The following is a 19,371-nucleotide window of genomic DNA, read 5'->3' as shown; positions in this document are numbered from 1 at the left end:
ATTTGGGTGTTAGTGTGTTAGAGTATTAGCGTTTAGGATTTCACCCTAACACACTCACAATCTAACACACTAACACCTTTCTTTTACTGATTAATCTTCCCTCCTGTCTCAGCAAGCTTTCTCAAGCTATCAGGAACTGTCCATCTCGCACCAAAGCGCTGAGTGAAGTCATCACAGTCTGCGACGAATTGCTGTACGCCTACATAATCAATATAGGATAAGGCTCCGCCTGTGTAGATCGGGAATCCCCAACCCAAAACAGATCCGATGTCTCCATCTTTGGTAGTCATCAATACTCCTTCGTCATAGCAACGGTAGCTTTCAAGCGCCTGACGATGCAGGATACGCTTTCCGATGGTTTCTTTGTCGAGGGTATCTATATTGGAGGTAAATATTTTGCTTAGCTCAGGCCAGAGAAATTTCTTCCCATCTTCTGGATACTCATAGAAGCCTGCTCCCTCTTTCTTTCCTTTTCTGCCATGTTCTTCTACCAGCATTTTTGTGATGCGATAGTTGCGTTGCAAGTCTTCATTGTCTTTCAGACGTGGATCACTTTCCATGACATGCAATCCAAGTGTTAGGCTTACTTCATCACTTACTGCCAGGGGTCCTACGGGCATCCCTTTGGTGCGGGCAATGTTTTCAATCATTGCAGCAGGAACTCCTTCTTCCAGGAGATAAACTCCTTCAGAAGTAAAAGAGCCAAAACAACGAGAAGTGAAGAATCCTCGGGAATCATTCACAACAATCGGTACTTTTTTGATGGCAGTTACATAATCGATAGCTGCTGCAACCGTACGATCATTTGTCTTTGCCCCTTTGATGATCTCTACCAATGGCATTTTGTCAACCGGAGAGAAGAAGTGGATCCCAATGAAATTCTCAGGTCTTTCCGAAGCGTCTGCTAACAAACTAATCGGAATGGTAGAAGTATTTGAAGCGTAAATCTTGTCATCAGCCAAAACAGACTCGGATTCCTTCGTCACCCTGGCCTTCAAGTCTACATTTTCAAATACTGCTTCTATAATCAAATCGCTTCCTTCTACAGCAGAGGGATCAGCGGTGGTTTCAATCTTCTCTAATAAGGCATCTGCTTTTTCCTGGCTCATAAAGCCTCTGCTGATGCGTTTTTTCAGAAGGGCTCTGGAATAATCTTTGCCTTTCTCAGCTCCTTCTGCTGTCACATCTTTCAATACAACATCCATTCCTACTTTCGCAGAAACAAAGGCTATACCTGCTCCCATCATTCCCGCTCCAAGGATGCCCAGCTTACCTACCTGGAATTTTTCATATCCCTTAGGTTTTGCTTTTCCCTTACTCGCTTCCTGTATGGCAAAGAATCCGGTACGGATCATGTTCTTGGCTTCAGGACTCATCACACATTTGGTGAAATAACGAGCTTCGATTTCCAGGGCACGATCGATAGGCACTTGCATACCTTCATATACAACACTCATGATATGTTGAGCATTGGGATAGTTACCGTGGGTGATTTTACGTAGGTTCCCGATTCCTCCCATCATCACTTGCACACCACCTGGAGTCATTATTCCTCCACCAGGAATCCGATGTTTCTTATTATCCCAGGGCTGGACGGGATTGGGATTATCCAGAATCCATTGCCTGGCAGCAGCCTTCATTTCTTCTGGCGTTTCTGCAAGGGCATCTATCAATTTATCTTTTAAAGCTTTGGGAGGGCGAGCTTCTGTACCTTTTTGTAAGTAAAGTAAACCATTTTGCAACCCCATGAGATAAGGAGCCTTTGCCGTTCCACCGCCTCCAGGTAGAAGGCCAACTTTTACTTCAGGAAATCCCAGTTTTGTACGGGAACTATTCAAAGCAATTCTATGGTGGCAAGTTAAGGCAAGTTCCATTCCTCCCCCCAAACAATTACCATTGATGGCAGCAACAAAAGGTTTGCCTCCGGTTTCTAATTCACGAAATCCGGTATGAACCTGCATCATGCCTTTGAAAAAAGCATCAGCATCCGTTACTTCTTTTCCCAATACTCGGAGGTCTCCTCCTGCCATGAACATGCGTTGTGCAGAGGTTACGATGACTCCTTTTACTCCCGCATCAGCAATCGCCTGGCGAGCAACCGGAAGGTAAGCATTGAAAAAATCTTCTGAGAATAAATTGGTCGGATGGTTTACCATATCAATGGTAATGGTTGCTATTCCATCCGAATCAACACTATATGATAATACGTCGTTTTTTACAGCTGTAGTTGACATGTTTTAGCTAAATTTTGAGATAAATTAAACCCTTTCAATAATTGTTGCGATTCCCATTCCTCCACCAATGCAAAGGGTTACGAGGCCGGTTGATTTGTCCTGACGTTCCAATTCGTCAATCAAGGTACCCATGAGCATACATCCAGTAGCTCCCAGTGGGTGTCCAAGTGCAATCGCTCCGCCATTTACATTTACCTTATCATGCGAAACACCCAAATCTTGCATAAAACGCATGGGTACAACCGCGAAGGCTTCATTTACCTCAAAAAGGTCGATATCCTCTTTATTCATTCCAGCCTGCTTGAGAGCCTTGCGACTTGCAGGAGCAGGTCCCACCAACATCATCGTCGGATCAGTTCCATATACTGCTGCTGCTCTGATACGGGCACGAGGCTTTAATCCAATTTTAGCTCCCGCTTCTTTATTTCCGATAAGTGCGACTGCCGCACCATCTACAATAGCCGAAGAGTTTCCGGCATGGTGCACGTGATTGATTCGCTCAATTTCCGGATACCTATCTATCGCTACCGCATCAAAGCCAGCCATTTGGCCCATCATTTCAAAAGAAGGCTTAAGTGTTCCTAAAGCTTCTACCGTAGTCTGAGGACGAATATTTTCATCCGTATCCAGAACCGTTACATGATTGATGTCTCTAATCGGAATTCTAGAGGTAAATCTGCCGGCTTTTTCTGCTTCGGTAGCTCTCATTTGAGAGATATAGGCAAATTCATCTACATCATTTCTATTAAAACCATATTTACTGGCAATCAGATCCGCAGAGATTCCCTGAGGAATAGCATGACCGGGCAATGCAACCGCAGGATCCATCAATAAAGCTCCTCCATCAGAACCCATTTTCACACGTGACATACTTTCGACTCCACCAGCAACCAACAGATCAGAAAAGCCCGCTCTTACTGAAGCTGCAGCCTGATTGATCGCTTCTAAACCGGAACCACAAAAGCGGTTCAAACTAACTCCACAAAGATGATCCCCATAGCCAGATTGTTGGGCAGCAGTTTTAGCAATATTTGCTCCCTGATCCATCACCTGAGTTACACATCCCAGAATGACATCTTCGACCAATTCGGTGTCAAGATCATGCTTTTCTTTAAGCTCAGTAAGCAGACTAGTAGCCAAATAAGTTGGCGTAAATCCGATTAACGCACCTTTTCTATTGCCTTTGCCACGTACCGTACGAATGGCATCATAAATATAAGCTTCCATATATCGAGTAGTGTTGAATATGTTAGAAATGAAATGACCTTGGGCGGTCGAAATTAAAGGTAGATAAATAAACTGCTCGTTTTGTTAAACATGTTTAATATAAAAGACTAATAGATTAAACAAAGACAATAATTAAACCCGGATAATCTCAAGCGGATTATCCGGGTTCATTGCTTTTCTTATGTTTATGCTTAACTCATATTTGCCGTGGAGACATTGGGCGATTCTCCTACAGCGAGAAAGTTAGTTTCAACTTTTTTAACATGGGAAGGTACATTCTCTCCAAATCTTTTGATCCTGTCCCAAACACTTTGATGAACTTTAGGAGGAAGTGAACTCGTTTTGCCCTTCTCCCAAACTTCGATTTCACGATGGACCAATTTCAAAGCATATTCTTCCTTCACTTTGTCATGAATATTGCCGGTAAGATTGGGCTTTACCTCTTTCAGCTTTTCAGTCTGGAATTTCACTCCCAAATCCTTAAAACTATTGAGCATATAGTCCAGGGCAATATCAGAAATTCCTCTATCTGCATATCCTCCCCCTACATCTGCATGAACGCCGGGAAACCAAATTTCCTCAACTCCTTCCCTATGATTACAAAGAGTCGGCTTAAAGGTATTACGCCCCTCATGGACTGCGAGCAAATGGACAACCTTTTGGGTGGTGCTGCTGATGTCGAAGTTTTTGAACAGGTTGATTTGCTGAAATGGAATACCAGCGATATCACTAGGAAGACCAAAAGAAGCAACGGTATCATAAATCCCCATCATCTCAACTTTGGGACGGGCAATGACATTCCCTTTGGTTTTAAACTTTCTTTTCTTATTGGTAAATCTCAATTCCTCGGGTATACCTTCTTTGTGGATGAGTTGGGCAAACATACGAGCGATTGCTGCTCCTCGACTAAATCCTGTGATAAAGATTCTATCTCCGGGTTTGAAGTTATGTACCAAATCGATGAAGGCTTCATTCTTGATTCGATCAGCCCCTTTGCCTGTAAGACCTCCCAAATATTTGTCAAACTCTCCGCCTGTCCCTACTCCTTCATAATAAAACTTCTTCTGTTGATCATCATCAACAGCGGCTTCATAGGTCTTAAAAATATTGGTTACATCAGATCCCTTTTCATAGGCATCGGAAGGATCATTCCAGGTACCGTCGAAGCAAAAAATCAATCTGCGGGGCAGTGTCCTGGTATTGACTCTGAAATCTGGTTTGAATGTATTGCGCATATTGAGTACGTCTGGGTTAGTTTTATTTAGCTTAATCTCTTCAAAATAAACACATTAAGCGAAATTTATTCAACAAATTGGTATATTTTTCCATAAGATAATCCGAATTTCATATACCTGAAGGGGAAAATTTTACATGATTTATAATGAAAGCGAGTAACATCCTCGCTCAGCTTCTAACTTTCTTCTCCTAAAATTAAACCTTCTCCTCTCATTCCAGCACTCCTGTTTTTGGGGATTCTTTACTACGGAGAACCCTAACAATTCAATCTCTGTTTCATCAACTTCCAAAAGAAGTATGAAAGAATCCTTAGAGAATCGTCTGATTTTTCTTTCGTAAAATCAGATTTTATATCCCAATTTGCCTACTGAATAATGGTTGGATCCTTTAAAGAAGCAGGAAATTGATTTCCACCCCTTCAGATACTATCATATTCTCGATAAATTTGCGTTGAAAGCTCAGTTATCTAAATCAGACAACCCAAACATGTATTCAAATAACCATCTGGAAAATTATCAGGACTTTCTGGAGCAATTTCTGGATAAGCAATACGAATTTGTAAACTTCCAGCAGCTAAACAAGCCATATAAACAAATCGTAATGCGGCACGACATCGATTTTGATTGTCAGGCGGCTTTGGATTTGGCCCGAATTGAACATAAGCTGGATATAGCTTCTACCTATTTCTTCCTTCTTTCCAATGACAGTTACAATCCTCTTTCCAAACAGAATATGGAACGTATTCTGGAAATAAAGGAATTGGGGCATACGATCTCTATTCATTTTGACCCGACCATCTATAAGGATTTTGAGCAGGGTTTTGAGCAGGAGAAGGCTATTTTTGAAACACTTTTTCAAACGAAGATTGATATAATCTCCCTGCATCGACCCAATGAGTTTTTCCTGAAATTTGACCAAAAATTCAGTGGAGTTGAGCATACCTATATGCAGAAATACTTCAAGGATTTCGATTACTTCTCAGATTCTACCGGTTTATGGCGCTTTGGTCATCCTTTTAATTCAGAAGCATTCAAGCTCAGCAAAAGCCTGCATGTTCTCATTCATCCTATCTGGTGGGTCATCGAAGGGCAAGACAATTTCAACAAACTCAAATCTTATTATCAGGTAAAAAAGGACGAGCTGAAAAAGCATTACTCCGACAACTGTTTGCCATTCATCCAGATCGCGAATGAACTCGACTAAAAAGATTGCAGTATTTGGCTGTAAATCTACCACACAATTTATCCTGGAAGCCTTACAGGAGAAGTATTCCGTAGATTGCCTGATAAGTATTGACAGAGAGAAAGGCCAGCATATGAAAGTGGCCGACTACCAGGATTTGCAAGCCTATGCAGCATCTCAGGGCATCGATTTTTATCAGGCAAAAAAATACAGCCTCAAATCAGAGGAGGACCATTCTTTTCTGGCAGAAAGGAAGATCGATATTGCCTTTGTGGTCGGTTGGCAAAGACTCATTCCTGAAAACATCCTCAAGACTTTCAGTACAGGAGCTTTTGGCATGCATGGAAGCGCCATGAATTTACCCTTGGGAAGAGGGCGTTCTCCCATGAACTGGTCCATCATAGAAGGTAAAAAGATGTTCTACACTAATCTGTTCATGTATGATGCAGGAGTAGATTCAGGTTCGGTACTGGATAGCTACAAATTTAGCATCAATGAATACGATACGGGCGAAACGATGCACTTCAAAAATACCCTTTCGATGAAGCATCTTATCCTCAAGAATATGGATCGTCTCATCAGTGGCAATTTCAGCCTGGAAAAACAGCCAGACATTCCTGCATCTTATTATCCCAAACGTACAGAAACCGATAGCCTGATAGAATGGGGAGAGGATGTGTACCAAATCGAACGTTTTATTCGTGCAGTGGCCCCTCCTTTTAATGGAGCCTATACTTTTCTGAATGGAAATAAAATCCGAATCCTACGCGCCAATGTATTCGATCATCAGGATTTTGGCTACAGTCAGGAGACCTCCGGGAAAATTCTGGAAGTATTTCCCAATGGAAAGTTCCTGGTCAAATGCTATGGAGGACTTTTACTGGTGCATGAATTTGAAGGAAAAGCTAGTCCTGAGAAAGGAGAAATATTGAATCAGGGATTAGAAGAAAAAAAGGTTTTTCCCCGCAATGCATTTGGCGGCTTCGATATCTATGAAAATGAATGATCCCTGCAGATAATTATCTACAGGGATCTTAAGCCAGTACCCAGGGTCGGACTCGAACCGACACGGGTTTAACCCCAATGGTGTTTGAGACCATCGCGTCTACCAATTCCGCCACCTGGGCTTTAAAACACAAATAACGTGTACTTTTTCACAAAAGTTCAGCAAAGGTATATGCTGAAATTATCTTTAGCAAGGAAAATTGTTAGGTAATTAAGATTAATTGCTTTTCTTTGTGTTTCACCTCTCAAAATTTTATCTAATTATCCTTTTCAGGGCATATTTAAGCCTTGAAAAGCAATTTTTTTATTCATGAAATTCAGCAACCTATTTGGAAGGACCCTCCGTGATGATCAGAGAGAGGCGGATGTGGTCTCCCACAATTTACTGCTCAGGGCTGGATACGTGAGGCAATTGGCCTCCGGTATTTTCAGCTATCTGCATTTCGGCCAAAAAAGTATGAGAAAAATCGAAGCCATTATTCGAGAGGAAATGGATGCGATTGGTGGAGACGAAATTGTGATGCCGATTGTGCACCCGGCAGAGATCTGGCAGAAAACAGGACGCTGGTATGACATAGACGAATCCATGGTTCGATTTAAAGATCGGGGAGATCGTGACATGGTCCTGGCAATGACGCATGAAGAAGTAGTCGCAACTTTAGCCAGCAAAGAAATCGAAACCTATAAGCAATTGCCCAAAATGGTGTATCAGATATATACCAAGTTCAGGGATGAAGTCCGATCCAGAGGAGGTTTGATTCGGGTTCGGGAATTTACCATGAAGGACAGTTATTCTTTGGATAGAGATATGCAAGGACTTCAGGAGCAATACGCTGCTCATTACGAAGCCTATTTCAGAATCTTTAGAAGAGCGGGTTTGCCCTCTGTGGCCATTTTGAGTGATACAGGAATAATGGGGGGAAGAAAGGCTCATGAATATATGTACCTGACACCTATTGGAGAGGACACCATTTTTATTTGCGAGCAAAGTGGATATATGGCCAATAAGGAAGTTGCTGCCTTTCGGAAAACCTATAAAAAGGAGCTGCCTAAAGAAATAGAAAAGGTACTCACTCCGGAAAAATCAAGCATTGCAGATCTCGCAGAATTTCTTGGAGTAAAAGAAGAGGATACAGCCAAAATTGTTTTCTTTTATGGGAATGTGCAAGAAGAAGATAAGCTTATCATGGCGGTAGTTAGAGGAGATATGGAAGCCAATCCCAACAAAATTCAGAATATACTGGGAGTAAAAAATATGAGAACTGCAACGACAGAGGAGATTCATGCGGTGAAGGCAGTTCCGGGTTATGCCTCTCCTATTGGTATAGATCGGGATAAAGCTCTTGTGATCGTGGATGACTGGATTGCTAATAGCAATAATTTGGTTACCGGAGCAAATGAGCTCAATTTTCATTATCTGAATTCTTGTTACGGCAGGGATTACAAAGCGGATTCTATTGGAGACATCGTATCAGCTTATGAAGGTGCCCCCTGCCCTATTTCCGAAGGAGATCAGAAACTCATTTCTGTCCGAGGAATTGAAATTGGAAATATCTTCCAATTGGGCACGCGCTATACCTCAGCTATGGGAGCCTTTTACAATGATATTGATGGCAAATCAAAGCCCATATTCATGGGTTCATATGGTATAGGAATTGGGCGAATGCTTGCCTGCCTGGCTGAAGAATACAATGATGAACAGGGCCTTTACCTGCCTATCAGCATCGCCCCTTATGAAGTAATCATAGTTGGGCTTTTGGACAATGAGGAAGTAGCTAAAGCTGCAGAAGAATTATACCGTGACCTACGGGCAGAAGGCATAGAAGTAATCTATGACAATAGAGATAGTAAATCTGCTTCGGCCGGCGTTAAATTCAGGGATGCAGAATTGATTGGCATTCCCATCAGGCTGACAGCTTCCAAGCGATCCTTGAAAGAGGGAGCATTCGAATTGAAAATGAGACGAGGAGAAGGTAAAGGAGATTTGATTCCCAAAGATCAGATTGTTGCAGAAGTACAAAAGCGTATACTGGAACTTAATGTCAGATTGGAAGAACGCATGCGCCCGGAAGAGGAATAAATCATGAAACATAGCATAAGCTTATCATCCGGTGAAATCGTAGAAATCAGGGAAGCGCGAAAATCCGACGCCGCTTCCCTGATCACTTACGTCAATCAGGTCGGGGGCGAAAGTGATTTCCTGACCTTTGGAGGAGGCGAATTCAGCAAAACAGTCGAAGAAGAAGAAGCCATTATTGAAAATCATCGACGGGCTTTGAACCGTATTTTTCTTATTGCAGAAATCGAGGGAGAAATAGCGGGGATTTTGAATGTAAATGCTGGAGCAAAAGCCCGCATGCAACATATAGGCACTTTTGGGATCACCGTTCAGAAGAAATACTGGGGCTACGGGATCGGTAGTTTGCTGATGAAAGCGATGATTGATTGGGCGAAAGCAAATCCTATCATTCGCAAAATCAATCTGGAAGTATTGACCGATAATCCCTCTGCTATTGCTCTTTACAAAAAATTCGGCTTTGAAATAGAAGGTACCATCCGGAGATCCTTATTTCTGGATGGGAAATTTTCTGATTCCTATGCCATGGGTCTGTTGATTGATTAGCCAAACACCAACAAGCAATCCCCTTGGCTAACAATAGCAATCTAGATTCAAGGGAATTGTTTCGCTCAAGGTTTGAGCTCACAATGACAATGCAGTTTGTAGTTTAATTCTACCTGCCCCAGACTCTCATGGAAATAATCTTATATTTAATCCATGAACTCTACTACACAAGAACTCAAGCGTAGCCTGGGTCCTGTTACTTTATGGGGACTCGGAGTAGGCTACGTAATCTCAGGCATGTATTTCGGATGGAATCTGGGGCTTCCCGTAGGAGGAAGTGGCGGATTGGCCATAGCCACAGTTTTCATCACTCTCATGTATATCACCTTTACCTTCAGCTATACAGAACTGGCCTGCGCCATTCCCAAAGCAGGAGGAGCGTTTGATTATGCGACCCGAGCATTAGGAAAAGATTGGGGCTTCATTGGAGGAATGGCCCAAAATATTGAATTCATTTTCGCTCCCCCAGCCATAGCATTTGCCATTGGAGCCTATGTCGAACTCTTCTTTGAGGTACCCAGTTTAGCTATTGGAGGGTATGAGCTCCCCTGGGTAGCGATTTTAGCCTATTTCATTTTTACAGGACTTAATATCTCAGGCGTAGAAGCTGCAGCAAAATTTGAACTATTCATCACCATCATTGCTGTTGCCGGTTTGCTACTTTTCGCAGGCACGACTCTACCGGAAGTCAAATGGGAAAACCTCAGCCACAATGCTTTCCCTAATGGTATGGGAGGTATTTTTGCAGCCATTCCCTTTGCTATCTGGTTTTATCTCGCTATAGAAGGAGTCGCCAATGTAGCAGAGGAAACCATCAATCCTCAAAGAAATGTCCTCATCGGTTTTGGCTCTGCAATACTAACCCTGGTCATCCTTTGTATCCTTACGTTCTCTGCTTCAGTTGGTGTGGGAGGATGGGAACCAGTGGTTTATGAAGCGGGTTCGACAACTACTTCAGATGCTCCCCTTCCTTTAGCCATCGCACAGGTGATAGGAGAAAATCACTGGATCTATAAGAGTATCATCATCATTGGCCTGTTTGGTCTGGTAGCTTCTTTCCATGGTATCATCCTGGCAGCAGGTAGAGCAAGCTTTGAATTTGGTCGCGTCGGATATGCCCCTCCGGCTTTGGGCAAAGTAAATCCCAAAACTCAAACTCCCGCCAATGCACTGCTACTGAATATGCTGATTGGTATCATCGCCCTGCTTACGGGAAAAACCGGAGAAATCATTACCATTGCCTGTTTTGGTGCTTTAGTACTCTATATTATCTCTATGCTTTCCCTTTTTGCTTTAAGGAAAAAGGAGGTTGATCTCGATCGCCCTTTCAAAGTCCCTTTATATCCTATTTTCCCAGCGCTTGCACTCATAATAGCCTCAGTTGCACTCTTGGCCATTACGATTTACAACTTGAATCTCGCTCTGATTTTTTTCCTGATTATGGGGATTTCATATGGTGCATACTGGTTTTTGATAAGAAGCAAAAATTAAGTTTTGATGAATTTTCGCCAGCCTATTCTCCCTCAAATATCCATCACATACTTTAGCAAAAAGACATGAAATATCTTGCTGTAATTTTCGGGCTAAGCTTTCTCTTTTTGAGTGTAAACCGAAAGTTGAATATCCGCCTTTGAAAGAAAATACTACTTCTCTTCAGGATGTATCTATGAAACCATTTTATCATGGAGTTGCTTCCGGTGATCCCCTTCCTGATCGGGTCATTATCTGGACAAGGTTAACTCCTGAAACTCAGTTACCCAAAGTTGAAGTAAGCTGGGAGATTGCAGAGGATGCTGAATTTTTACAAACGGCAAATAAAGGAGTGTTTGAAACCGGACCAGAAAGAGACTATACTGTCAAAGTAGATGTTGAAGGATTAGAAGCTGGCAAGGAGTATTACTATCGCTTTTCCGCATTAAGGAGTACTTCTCCAACCGGCCATACCAAAACAGCTAGTACAGATGCAGAAGCCCTTAAAATGGCTGTAGTAAGCTGCAGCAATTACGAATGGGGTTATTTCAATGCCTATGCTCGTATTGCAGAAGAAAAAGGCCTGGATGCTGTCTTGCATTTGGGAGATTACATTTATGAATATGGCCCTGGAAGGTATGGAGATACTACTATCGGCAGGATCAATATTCCCGCGCATGAAATTGTAAGCATGCAGGATTATCGGGATCGTTATGCACAATATCGTCTCGATCCGGATCTACAGGCGGTTCATGCAGCTCATCCCTTTATTGCCATTTGGGACGATCATGAGATCACCAATAATTCCTATAAAGACGGTGCGCAAAACCATCAGGAAGACGAAGGTTCTTATGAAGATCGGAAAGCTATCGCCAAACAAGTCTATTATGAATGGTTGCCGATTAGAGAAAGTGAAACCCATTATCGAAAATTCTCCTTTGGAGGCCTTGCGGATTTATTGATGTTGGATGAAAGATTGGCCGGACGTACTCAGCAAGCAGATAGTACCAGTGATCCACGAAGGGATATGGAGGAAATGAGTATGCTTGGGAAAGAGCAATTGCAATGGTTTGAAGAAAATCTGAAAGCCTCCACAGCCAAATGGAAATTGATCGGTAATCAGGTGATTTATTCTTATCTGGATTGGGGTTATGAAACCTTTAGGCTAAATATGGATGGATGGGATGGCTATCCGGTTGAACAGGAAAAAGTAGCTCGAATTATTCAGGATAATAAGATTGAAAATGTAGTCTTTTTAACGGGAGATACCCATACCAGTTGGGCCATAGAAGCGACCAATAAACCCAAGTCGTACGACCCTGCAAATTCGAATGGAGCATTTGCCGTAGAATTTGGAGCCATGAGTGTGAACTCTGCCAATTCAGACGAAAGAGATATACCACTAGCTGCCATCAAGCTACACGAAAGCAATATTGTGAACTCCGAGCTAAATCCCCATTTGAAATTCACCAATATGCGGGACCACGGCTATTTGATGCTGGAACTAAGTCAGGAGAAAGCCAAAGCCCGTTTTCATTTTGTCGAGACTAACCGGGAAAGGACGAAGAAGATGAAGCCCTCTGTTGCCTTTGAAGTCCTGTCAGGAGGAGTGAAGCTCCAAAAGCTCGAGTAAAAGCAAACCTATAATAGCAAAAAGGGGCTCGAAAATTCGGGCCCCTTTTCTATTTTCTTAGAGAAGAGAAGCAGAAAATCACTTCTGATTTCTCCAATCCTTGTTCTTACTTCCTATGCACCTCCCAAAAGACTGTACATAGCCAGGAAGGTCATACATCCTGCAAAGAATCCGATAAAGGCCAACCAGGCTATCTTCTTCAAGTACCAGATAAAGTCAATCTTCTCCATTCCCATTGCTGCAACACCTGCCGCAGAACCAATAATCAACATACTTCCACCTGTTCCTGCTGCGAAAGCAATGAAGTGCCAGATTTTGGCATCCATAACATCGGTGTACATACCCATAGAGGCAGCAACGAGCGGTACATTATCAATGATTGCTGAACAAATACCTAAAAGTATTACCACTATATCCTGGTTCGGAATAGCTGTCTCAATAGACTCTGCAACATATCTGAGGGTTCCTACACCTCCAGCTACCAAACTTTCCAGAGCGGCAACAGCCATAAGGATCCCGAGGAAAAATAAAATTGAGGACATCTCAATTCTGGACAATGCCTTGTGAGCTGAGTATTGAGCCCTTCTTTCCGCAGTGAAATCCTCTTCAGGATGTATATATTCAGAAACCAGCCATACGACTCCCAAACTGAGCATCATACCCACATAGGGAGGAAGATGCGTTACCGTTTTGAAAATGGGAACAAAAACAATGGCTCCGAGTCCTAAGAACAGCATAGTTCTGCTACTCAACAGGGACTGGGCTTCTTCTGTATCTTTTTGTTTTTTAGGAGCAATCTCTCCCTGGAAAGGTTTGAGGAATCCTGCCACAAAGAAAGGAACCACAAAACAAACAATAGAAGGGATCACCAACCATTCGATCAGGCCAAAAGTACTTACCTTTTTACCGATCCAAAGCATGGTAGTCGTCACATCCCCGATAGGAGACCAGGCTCCACCTGCATTGGCTGCAATAACAACCATACTGGCAAACCAGATACGATCCTCTCTACTTGTGAATAGTTTTCTCAGGAGGGTAACTAATACGATCGTTGCCGTAAGATTGTCGATGATAGCTGAGAGGATAAAGGCCAAAACACCAAGAATCCATAGAAGGTTCTTTTTCTTTTTAGTCTTTACATAGCTCTTCAGTACTTCGAATCCCCTGTGCAAATCGATAATCTCCACAATCGTCATGGCACCAATCAGGAAGACCAGAATTTCTGCGGTTTTCCCAAGATGATGAAGAAGGGTATTGATAAAGCCTTCTTCGGCTTCTTCATGGCTCATTTCTCCCAGAAAGGAGAAGATGTGTCCATGAGAATCGATGACTTCGAGAATGGCGTTATAAAAACCGGTGGAGAGCAGCGCCCAGCACATTGCACCCATGATGAGGGCTGGCACTGTTTTGTCCAATTTAAGCGGATGCTCAAATACTATGACGAGATAGCCCAGTACAAAGCATGCGATAATTGCGAAAAACATGTAGTTCGAGTTTAGCTTTTAGTAAGTATAGGAGGCAAATATAGTCTATTTATGTAAAGGGAAAATTCTTTTGCGTAAAAAAGAATAAGAACTTATCAAATTTCAATTCTGCTTAATGGATAAAAAAGATCTTTTTCCTTTGCTGAATTATTCCCTTATGGCTAAGGATTGCATGGTATAATCCTTTCGAAATATGGCTAAGGTCCAATTGAATTATTCGGGAATTTTCTGGCAATTCGTCTTGATAAATGACTTGTCCAAAACTATTGTACAACTTAAAATTGAAGGGTTTTTCCAAATCCTCAGGAATTTCCAAAAACAATCTCCCATTGGTTGGATTGGGATACATCTTCAAATCCCCTTGTATATCTTCAGCTAAATTTCCTCGTTTTTCTACATCAGACCTTTTTATCAGAGATTCCCATACCGGAGACATGGCAGCCTGAAATACTTTTTTGCTGGATAAATCCTGAACAAATACCAGTAGTCGTAAGCTGTCATACTCATTAACAATATTGGGTGCAGGAAAATCTTCTGTGTCCCAATTGAGCACCAAAGATTTGCTTTCCTCTGCCTGCCATCCCATAAAAGAGATGCCAGCTGGATCCGGCAGAAATTTCCGAAACATCCATTTTTCTTTTAGCAGCTCTACAATGGCCGCATAAACCAGAATTTCATTTTCAGTTGATTTAAGTGCCTTTATTTGGATGGGTTCGAACAAAGTTGAATCGATGGAAATTGTGAATAGAGCGTGTTCAAGTAATTCTGCATCAAAACTTTCCTGGTCCATTTCACCAGCTGATCCTAAAAAGCCATTTCCTCCATAGACAATCGGTCCCGGCTGATCTATGCCATAGAAAAGCGCTCGTGTACGAGGTCCTGCTTCTGAGGCATCAAATTCACTGCTTTTCAGCTCATACCTTATTTGAAAGACCTCTTTATCCATGTCTGATAGAAAATCTTCCATATCTTGTAACTCATTCGGATCTCCAAAGTCCTCAAGTAGGACATTTCGGCTTCTTTCCCCAATAAAAATATCATCTATTGCAAAGCCATTTTTTTCCTGACTTTGATCAATCAATCCAACGCTGGAAAAAGCAAATCTAAAACGGAGTAAATTATCCAATGGCAATTGATCCATTCTATTAGCAATAGAAATCCATGTGCTACTTTTTCCTGTCCAGCCCAATAATTCACCTGATGGTTGGTCTCCAGGAATAGCAATGATATTATTTGAATTGTACCAATTTACACCTGTTTCTTTTTCACCTAAGACATTCCAGTTTTTTCCTGCATCGATTGAGTATTCAAGGACAACTCCATCAAATCCTTCTTCTGTGTCAGTCCAAACTGCAGCTTCAATCATCGGTTTTTCTAATTCTGATAAATCCAGGCATTCGCTGATAAGGAAAACATCTTTATTTGCGAAATAATTTTCTGTAGAATCTAATTTAAGTGTCCAAGCATTTGTTCCTGAATACGCAGTATCAATGACATTCCCATTTGGAATTTGAAGAGACCAGCCTTCCCGTTGATCTGAGCTCAGCCAAATACTTGGTCCATTTTCAAAGTTTTCATCATAGGGAAAATCAGTATTGATTTTATATGTGGGGAAGGATCCGATAATAATATGAGATAAGGGATTTGTTTGATCCAATTCATCCTGAAGGACAGTAGATGAAATAAATAACAGGGAATCTCTATTGGTATTTGTAGACCTAGCAGTCAGACCAGAAATACGGATTTCATGAATGGAATCCGCATATGATTTATCAAAGAAAAAACTGAGTATTCCATTTTCGAAATTTAGGTTTCGAGGAATGAAGCTTGGCAGTGAGGATTCAACTTCCCCATTGCTAATATCAATTTCCATGCCCTGCGGGATAGCTATCTGATAATACATTGAATCCCCAATTCTCAAGGCTCCCCCTGTACTGTCCCAGATTACAATATCTTTCAATTCCAAAAACCTTGTATCTGAGGAACAGAATTCGGAGACAGGGTTCATGGAAAATAGATGTTGGACTTCATACGCACCAATATCAATTCTTTCAAACTCTCTTCCTCCAATCACTCGAGAATATCCACGAGTATCAAAATCTATTGTGTTTTCGGTAATCGGTTCACCGTTATTAACGATTATTCCATCCGCTTTTATGGCCAAGCTAGGTAGAGGCTGCATAAGGTCAAAAGTATCAAGGTCTATACCTATAGGAATACCATTATTAGAAAGAGCCATATTTTGTGCAAATATTGACTGATTGTAATTGATAATATCTGTCTCATGCAATTGAGGAATAGAATCCCGAAAAAAATTATATCCTTGAGAAGTTAAATTTGCTCCATTTTCCAATGCAATATCTCTTAAACTGTCTGCCTCAATCTCAGCTACAATCGTATTTTTAATACGAGTATTTCCATCCAAGAATAATTGTTGTCCCTCTGTGCTAACATCTATTGTATTATTACTGATAGTACTATGGTAAATATCCAATTCATTCTCGCTAAAAAGTCCCCCTCCTTTTAGTTTAGCATGATTTCTATATAACGTAGAGTTTTGAAATAGCATGATACTCTGAAGGCCATTGTAAACAGCTCCCCCTATTCCACCACTTGATGTTCCTTCTGCACGATTATTGATAAATGAACTTGCCATTATTCGGGGATTACTATTTCCCGATTGACTATATATAGCCCCTCCATTTTGAGCAGCAATATTGTGTTGAAATAGATTAAAATTTACTTCCGGATCGCAAGAGACTTCAAAAAACGCTCCTCCTCCATTTCTTGCAAGATTATCTATAAATAAAGACTTTACTATTTTGGGATTAGACCCATTAAGACAATAAACTCCACCCCCACTTAAACTTGCCTGGTTTTCTGCAAATACAGTTCGGTTGATTGAGGGATTGCTGCCAGCTTTCATGTAGATTCCTCCCCCGTTTTGTGTTGTAGTGTTACCGAAAAATACACTTTTGCTAAATGAAGGACTGCTACTTTCTATATAAACCCCTCCTCCTTGCTGAGTGCTAGAATTTGAGAGCAGAATACAACTATCCAATTCAGGATCACTTGTCTCAAAAAATATTCCTCCCCCTAATGCAGCTGTATTATCCTTGATCAGACTATTTTTTAAAATTGGATTACTAATACCATAATAAATCGCTCCTCCTCGCTCAGCACTATTATTTTCAAATGTAGAATTCTCTACAAAAGATTGGAAAGATGTACCGTCTCGGAATGCTCCAGCCCTAGCATCGGTCCCTACCGATGCATTATTCCTGAAGATGCAATCAGAAATTTTATATATGGAACCAAAACTACAGATAGCACCTCCCTGGGGAATTGCCAGCTGATTTAAAGCCGCTTCAACCTTATTATCAATAAATTCACAGGCATCTAATGTTAATATACTGTTCGTTAATGCCGTTATTGCGCCTCCCAACTCATCTGTCCTGTTCCTTAAGAAACGACATTGCTTTAGGTCTAAAGAGCTGGAATTTGTGTAAATGGCACCACCTCTGGATCTGTTTCTAATTGAGTTTACTCCAGGAGCGGCGATGTTTTCAGCAAAATCACAGGATTCAAAAAATAGACTACTTGCATCATCAGCAAAAATTGCTCCTCCAAATAAACTCGATCTATTTTTAACAAATCGACAATTCCGGAATGTTATTGAGCTTTTTTTCAGAAAAAAAGCACCTCCCCTATCAAAATTATTTGGGGTCCCAGATAAATCAGCATTTGCATCGGTAAAAGTAATTCTATGAAATTCAACATGAGTAATTGCAGTAGCTCGAAAGAGTTGATAAGTATTATCAAAAGGATCATTCTCTACACCTATATCTGCACTTAACACAGTCTCTATCGTATCAAGCTGTAAGCTATCCAATGGAGGATGTCCTAATCCTACAAAGCCTCCCATGATTACAAGGGAATCCTTTAATTCATAATATTCATCCCTCGAATTAGTTGGATTTCTATAGACACCTGATGCTACGAATATACTATCCCCTGGCTTGGCTGAATCTAATGCTGATTCAAGATCAACATAGGCAGTAGACCAACTCAGACCATCTCCTACAATGTTTACTTGCGCGGAGTCCACAAATAATTTGCTTCCTTGACCAAAAGTCTGGTGAGAGAATAGAACGAATATGATTAGGATTGTACAAGCTTTCATGAAATACAATTAAAAACAAAAGAATTAATCTGAGTAAGCCCCTTTATTTAAGTCCTATCTCTGAAATTTTCAGTAATCCCATCATAGTATTTGAGCCGAATTTAAAATTTCCCAACAGCAAATATTTATCTTGATCCAGAGGAAGAGCCATCACACTTTGATCATCTTCTTCAGAACCAAAAAAAAGTGGGTCCTGCCAAATTTTTTTCCCATTTGCACCAAGCAACAAAACTGAAGCATCTTTTTCTCTGTTCTCCTTACTCCAGGTAGCAGTTATCAATAAGGTTCCTTCTTCTGTTGATATAACCGAATTTATTTCTGAAGATATTTCAGTAGAAAAAATGCTATTGGCTGAAAATTCTGACTGTGTATTTAAGCTTTGATCCAGGCTTTCCAGGTATGCAACTCCATCTGCAGAACCACTGAGGGAAAGAAGTCCATTTTTATAATCTAGTCCCAAGGCTTTGTTTTGCCGTCCGGGCTTTAGATTTCTAGTGTTATACACATTTCCATCTGGATTTAACAGTGCAATGAAGATTTCAAAATCCGTCCCTATTTTACTATTCCCAAGAATGGCAAAATTTCCATTCTCCATTTTTTCAATTTTAACACCCACATCTTTTCCTCCATATCCAAGTCTCTTCCTCCAAAGCAAGTTACCTTGACTATTTACTTTAAGTAAAAGTATATCTGTAGAGTCATTTGCATCAACAACTCCCTTCCATTTATTTTCATCAATATTAGTTGTTGAGCCTAGGATAAGAAATGAATTGTCCTCTAATATGAGTACATCGGCTGCCTCCTCAAGGTAATCATCCGTACCGAAAATAAAGTCGTTTGCCAGAGTAGGGTTACCTTCTCGATTTTGGACGGAAACCCAAACATCCCTATCATCTCCTTTGTATGCAGTCCCGGCGATAAAGTAATTATCATCTTTTACTCTCAAGGCAGAGGACAAAACGAAATCGACAGCTAAGGGAGAAGCAAGTTTTCGACTAGTAAGCTCATTTCCTCCTTTATCGGTCCAAATCAGAATAGGTTCTGGGGTTTCTGAGAGACTATTAAGCCTCGTATTACCCAGAATGACAAACCCA

General features: G+C 41.2%; 12 protein-coding genes and 1 tRNA gene. 6 read left to right on the top strand and 7 right to left on the bottom strand.

Translation table 11 applies throughout. The features are described from left to right. Positions 1-83 precede the first annotated feature (83 nt). From R8P61_08245 to R8P61_08235, 3 genes are all read right to left on the bottom strand, one after another. Complete coding sequence (locus R8P61_08245; protein MDW3647037.1) at positions 84-2,234, bottom strand: 3-hydroxyacyl-CoA dehydrogenase NAD-binding domain-containing protein; 2,151 nt, start codon at positions 2,232-2,234, stop codon at positions 84-86. 24 nt (positions 2,235-2,258) lie between these two features. Continuing rightward, complete coding sequence (locus R8P61_08240) at positions 2,259-3,461, bottom strand: acetyl-CoA C-acetyltransferase (protein ID MDW3647036.1); 1,203 nt, start codon at positions 3,459-3,461, stop codon at positions 2,259-2,261. 191 nt (positions 3,462-3,652) lie between these two features. Continuing rightward, positions 3,653-4,696, bottom strand: a complete 1,044-nt coding sequence (locus R8P61_08235) for a DUF2235 domain-containing protein (protein MDW3647035.1) — start codon at positions 4,694-4,696, stop codon at positions 3,653-3,655. Positions 4,697-5,183: 487 nt separating this feature from the next. Here R8P61_08235 and R8P61_08230 point away from each other — a divergent pair, with 487 nt between their 5' ends. Beyond that, complete coding sequence (locus tag R8P61_08230; GenBank protein ID MDW3647034.1) at positions 5,184-5,900, top strand: hypothetical protein; 717 nt, start codon at positions 5,184-5,186, stop codon at positions 5,898-5,900. After that, entirely contained in the window at positions 5,887-6,885 is a 999-nt protein-coding gene (locus R8P61_08225) for a formyltransferase family protein (GenBank protein MDW3647033.1), read from the top strand. The genes R8P61_08230 and R8P61_08225 overlap by 14 nt, the downstream gene beginning before the upstream one ends. Positions 6,886-6,922: 37 nt before the next feature. On the opposite strand, the gene R8P61_08220 is transcribed toward R8P61_08225, so the two are convergent. Then, positions 6,923-7,006 (bottom strand) — tRNA-Leu (locus R8P61_08220). A 188-nt stretch (positions 7,007-7,194) separates the two neighbouring features. Between R8P61_08220 and R8P61_08215 the strand changes: the two genes are divergently transcribed. From R8P61_08215 to R8P61_08200, 4 genes are all read left to right on the top strand, one after another. After that, a complete protein-coding gene (locus tag R8P61_08215; GenBank protein ID MDW3647032.1) occupies positions 7,195-8,964 on the top strand; it encodes a proline--tRNA ligase in 1,770 nt (589 codons plus the stop codon). A gap of 3 nt (positions 8,965-8,967) precedes the next feature. After that, a complete protein-coding gene (locus R8P61_08210; GenBank protein ID MDW3647031.1) occupies positions 8,968-9,507 on the top strand; it encodes a GNAT family N-acetyltransferase in 540 nt (179 codons plus the stop codon). 153 nt (positions 9,508-9,660) lie between these two features. Beyond that, positions 9,661-10,998: an ethanolamine permease gene (gene eat / locus R8P61_08205; protein ID MDW3647030.1), complete on the top strand. Its 1,338-nt coding sequence runs from the start codon at positions 9,661-9,663 to the stop codon at positions 10,996-10,998. Between the two features lie 175 nt (positions 10,999-11,173). Continuing rightward, positions 11,174-12,610 carry an alkaline phosphatase D family protein gene (locus tag R8P61_08200; protein ID MDW3647029.1) on the top strand — a complete coding sequence of 479 codons (1,437 nt, stop codon included), beginning with the start codon at positions 11,174-11,176 and terminating at the stop codon, positions 12,608-12,610. Between the two features lie 113 nt (positions 12,611-12,723). Here the strand turns inward: R8P61_08200 and nhaD are convergent, their stop codons facing one another. From nhaD to R8P61_08185, 3 genes are all read right to left on the bottom strand, one after another. Further along, on the bottom strand, positions 12,724-14,094 hold the full coding sequence (gene nhaD, locus R8P61_08195) for a sodium:proton antiporter NhaD (GenBank protein MDW3647028.1): 1,371 nt from the start codon (positions 14,092-14,094) through the stop codon (positions 12,724-12,726). A 112-nt stretch (positions 14,095-14,206) separates the two neighbouring features. Continuing rightward, a complete protein-coding gene (locus R8P61_08190) occupies positions 14,207-18,202 on the bottom strand; it encodes a T9SS type A sorting domain-containing protein (protein ID MDW3647027.1) in 3,996 nt (1,331 codons plus the stop codon). A gap of 118 nt (positions 18,203-18,320) precedes the next feature. Then, positions 18,321-19,223 (bottom strand): hypothetical protein, encoded by a 903-nt coding sequence (locus tag R8P61_08185; GenBank protein ID MDW3647026.1) that lies wholly within the window; start codon positions 19,221-19,223, stop codon positions 18,321-18,323. Positions 19,224-19,371 lie beyond the last annotated feature (148 nt).

This window comes from Bacteroidia bacterium, from assembly GCA_033391075.1.
In the GTDB taxonomy this organism is placed as follows: Bacteria; Bacteroidota; Bacteroidia; order J057; family J057; genus JAWPMV01.
This window is presented reverse-complemented; position numbering and strand designations above follow the sequence as displayed.

Excerpts from the sequence above, each read along its gene's own strand:
- R8P61_08245 (MDW3647037.1), bottom strand. The coding sequence starts at position 2,234 with ATGTCAACTACAGCTGTAAAAAACGACGTATTATCATATAGTGTTGAT.
- R8P61_08240 (MDW3647036.1), bottom strand. The coding sequence starts at position 3,461 with ATGGAAGCTTATATTTATGATGCCATTCGTACGGTACGTGGCAAAGGC.
- R8P61_08235 (MDW3647035.1), bottom strand. The coding sequence starts at position 4,696 with ATGCGCAATACATTCAAACCAGATTTCAGAGTCAATACCAGGACACTG.
- R8P61_08230 (MDW3647034.1), top strand. The coding sequence starts at position 5,184 with ATGTATTCAAATAACCATCTGGAAAATTATCAGGACTTTCTGGAGCAA.
- R8P61_08225 (MDW3647033.1), top strand. The coding sequence starts at position 5,887 with ATGAACTCGACTAAAAAGATTGCAGTATTTGGCTGTAAATCTACCACA.
- R8P61_08215 (MDW3647032.1), top strand. The coding sequence starts at position 7,195 with ATGAAATTCAGCAACCTATTTGGAAGGACCCTCCGTGATGATCAGAGA.
- R8P61_08210 (MDW3647031.1), top strand. The coding sequence starts at position 8,968 with ATGAAACATAGCATAAGCTTATCATCCGGTGAAATCGTAGAAATCAGG.
- eat (MDW3647030.1), top strand. The coding sequence starts at position 9,661 with ATGAACTCTACTACACAAGAACTCAAGCGTAGCCTGGGTCCTGTTACT.
- R8P61_08200 (MDW3647029.1), top strand. The coding sequence starts at position 11,174 with ATGAAACCATTTTATCATGGAGTTGCTTCCGGTGATCCCCTTCCTGAT.
- nhaD (MDW3647028.1), bottom strand. The coding sequence starts at position 14,094 with ATGTTTTTCGCAATTATCGCATGCTTTGTACTGGGCTATCTCGTCATA.